This is a genomic window from Mesorhizobium wenxiniae (assembly GCF_002284535.1).
Classification (GTDB): domain Bacteria; phylum Pseudomonadota; class Alphaproteobacteria; order Rhizobiales; family Rhizobiaceae; genus Mesorhizobium; species Mesorhizobium wenxiniae.
On sequence record NZ_NPKH01000029.1, the window covers coordinates 1 to 3587 of the forward strand.

A 3587-nucleotide genomic window follows, 5' to 3' on the forward strand; every position below is an offset into this window, starting at 1 on the left:
CGCGGCAGGCCGCAAACGCAAAAACGGCCCGCACTGAGGCGGGCCGTTTTGGGTATTTGGTTGCGGGGACAGGATTTGAACCTGTGACCTTCAGGTTATGAGCCTGACGAGCTACCGGGCTGCTCCACCCCGCGTCAACTAGACGGCGAATGCCGGCCGGGCAGCCCGGACTTTTTGTTTTGTCCGTCCTCGAGGCCTCGGCCTTTTGCGGGCGGACGGGGCGCTGCTCCACCCCGCGTCAACTTCAGAAGTAAGTCTTGGCCTACTGGATTCAAGCTTGCGCCAACTGAAAGGGCCGCTTGCGCGGCCCGAGCTCCCGATTGGCGGGCCTGTTTTGTAAGGAGAAGATTTGGATTTTTCGACGTGCGTTTTGCAGACCTGGCAGCGACCTACTCTCCCGCGTCTTGAGACGAAGTACCATCAGCGCTGGAGCGTTTCACGGCCGAGTTCGGAATGGGATCGGGTGCAGCCGCTCCGCCATAACCACCAGGTCGGCAAAGCGCACGTTGCTCGAGAAGCTGTTTTTTCGTGCCTGGCGTCGCGGTTTCGGACGCAGTCCGCAAGCGCGACCGCGCGTCCGAGCCTTTGCGAGGCCTGCCCGGAGGCGTCGGCGAAGCCGACTGCCGCGAGGGCAAACAACCATCAGGCGACAATCCTTTGGATTGCGCCGAGATGGGCATAAGTAATGAGAACGATCAAGCCGATCGAACTATTAGTACCGGTAAGCTTCAAGCGTTGCCGCTCTTCCACACCCGGCCTATCAACGTGGTCGTCTTCCACGGTTCTCAGGGAATACTCGTTTTAAGGTGGGTTTCCCGCTTAGATGCCTTCAGCGGTTATCCCGTCCGGATATAGCTACCCTGCTATGCGGCTGGCGCCACAACAGGTCCACCAGAGATCCGTCCATCCCGGTCCTCTCGTACTAGGGACAGATCCTTTCAATATTCCTACACCCACGGCAGATAGGGACCGAACTGTCTCACGACGTTCTGAACCCAACTCACGTACCGCTTTAAATGGCGAACAGCCATACCCTTGGGACCTGCTCCAGCCCCAGGATGCGATGAGTCGACATCGAGGTGCCAAACAACCCCGTCGATATGGACTCTTGGGGGTCATCAGCCTGTTATCCCCGGCGTACCTTTTATCCGTTGAGCGATGGCCCTTCCACGCGGGACCACCGGATCACTATGACCGACTTTCGTCTCTGCTCGACTTGTCAGTCTCGCAGTCAGGCAGGCTTATGCCATTGCACTCAGCGAACGATTTCCGACCGTTCTGAGCCCACCATCGCGCGCCTCCGTTACTCTTTAGGAGGCGACCGCCCCAGTCAAACTACCCACCATACATTGTCCCGGACCCGGATAACGGGCCGCGGTTAGACATCCATAGTGATAAGGGTGGTATTTCAAGGGTGGCTCCACCTGAGCTGGCGCCCAGGTTTCAAAGCCTACCACCTATCCTACACATGCCACTACGAATGCCAATGTAAAGCTATAGTAAAGGTGCACGGGGTCTTTCCGTCTAACCGCAGGAACCCCGCATCTTCACGGGGAATTCAATTTCACTGAGTCTATGCTGGAGACAGCGGGGAAGTCGTTACGCCATTCGTGCAGGTCGGAACTTACCCGACAAGGAATTTCGCTACCTTAGGACCGTTATAGTTACGGCCGCCGTTTACTGGGGCTTCGATTCAGAGCTTGCACCCCTCCTCTTAACCTTCCAGCACCGGGCAGGCGTCAGACCCTATACGTCGTCTTGCGACTTCGCAGAGCCCTGTGTTTTTGATAAACAGTCGCTACCCCCTGGTCTGTGCCACCCTCCTCCACTTGCGTGGAAAAGGGTCACGCTTCTTCCGAAGTTACGCGTGCAATTTGCCGAGTTCCTTCAGCATAGTTCTCTCAAGCGCCTTGGTATACTCTACCAGTCCACCAGTGTCGGTTTCGGGTACGGTCTATAAGGAGGAGCTATTTCCTGGAACCACGCAGCAGCCCTTTCAATCCGATAAGATTGGACTACCTCAATGATCCGTCACTTCCTCCAGGCCCACGAATATTAACGTGGTTCCCATCGTCTACGCATTTCTGCCTCGACTTAGGGGCCGGCTAACCCTGCTCAGATTAGCTTTAAGCAGGAACCCTTGGACTTTCGGCGGGGGAGTCTCTCACTCCCCTTACGTTACTCATGTCAGCATTCGCACTTCTGATACCTCCACCACCCCTCACGGGTATGGCTTCATCAGCTTACAGAACGCTCCGCTACCGCAGCGTAATCCCGAAGGATTATCGCCACCCTAAGCTTCGGTGTATGGCTTTAGCCCCGTTACATTTTCGGCGCAAAGACCCTTATTTAGACCAGTGAGCTGTTACGCTTTCTTTAAATGATGGCTGCTTCTAAGCCAACATCCTGGTTGTTTTGGGATCCTCACATCCTTTCCCACTTAGCCATAACTTGGGGACCTTAGCTGTAGGTCAGGGTTGTTTCCCTTTTCACGACGGACGTTAGCACCCGCCGTGTGTCTGCCGACTAGTACTCCCAGGTATTCGGAGTTTGGTTAGGTTTGGTAATCCGGTGAGGACCCCTAGCCCATCCAGTGCTCTACCCCCTGGGGTATTCGGTCGACGCTCTACCTAAATAGATTTCGCGGAGAACCAGCTATTTCCGAGTTTGATTGGCCTTTCACCCCTAGCCACAAGTCATCCCGAACTATTGCAACAGTTATGGGTTCGGTCCTCCAGTAAGTGTTACCTTACCTTCAACCTGCTCATGGCTAGATCACTCGGTTTCGGGTCTAATGCGACGAACTGAACGCCCTGTTCAGACTCGCTTTCGCTGCGCCTACACCTAGCGGTTTAAGCTTGCTCGTCACACTAAGTCGCTGACCCATTATACAAAAGGTACGTGGTCACCCTTGCGGGCTCCCACTGTTTGTAGGCAATCGGTTTCAGGTACTCTTTCACTCCCCTTGTCGGGGTGCTTTTCACCTTTCCCTCACGGTACTAGTTCGCTATCGGTCATGCACGAGTACTTAGGCTTGGAGGGTGGTCCCCCCAATTTCAGACAGGATTTCACGTGTCCCGCCTTACTCGAGGACGATGATTTGCATTACGCGTACGGGGCTGTCACCCACTATGGCCCTACTTTCCAGAAGGTTCCGCTTGTCTCATCATCGCCACTGGCCTGGTCCGGGTTCGCTCGCCACTACTGCCGGAGTCTCGGTTGATGTCCTTTCCTACGGGTACTTAGATGTTTCAGTTCCCCGCGTTCGCCACTTTATCCCTATGTATTCAGGATAAGTTACCTATAACAGATACTTGGAAACCACAGCAGCAAGTTGCCCTGCTGCTCTGATTTTCCAAGCACCTTAGGTGGGTTTCCCCATTCGGAAATCTACGGATCAAAGGGTATTCGCACCTCCCCGTAGCTTATCGCAGCGTATCACGTCCTTCATCGCCTGTGCATGCCAAGGCATCCACCAATTGCCCTTAAGACACTTGATCGTTCTCATTGCCAATACCCATCGCGCGATCCCAAAGGGATCGTCGCTTCCGCGCGATCTCGAAGAGATCGTCGCTTCAGCTAAATCC

1 tRNA gene and 2 rRNA genes are annotated in these 3587 nt (G+C 54.9%); all 3 read right to left on the minus strand.

Features of this window, described 5'->3' with window-relative positions:
* Positions 1–57: 57 nt before the first annotated feature.
* Positions 58–134 (minus strand) — tRNA-Met (locus tag CIT31_RS24030).
* Positions 135–376: 242 nt separating this feature from the next.
* A 5S ribosomal RNA gene (gene rrf / locus CIT31_RS24035) occupies positions 377–491 on the minus strand.
* A gap of 200 nt (positions 492–691) precedes the next feature.
* Positions 692–3500 (minus strand): 23S ribosomal RNA (locus tag CIT31_RS24040).
* Between the last annotated feature and the right edge of the window lie 87 nt (positions 3501–3587).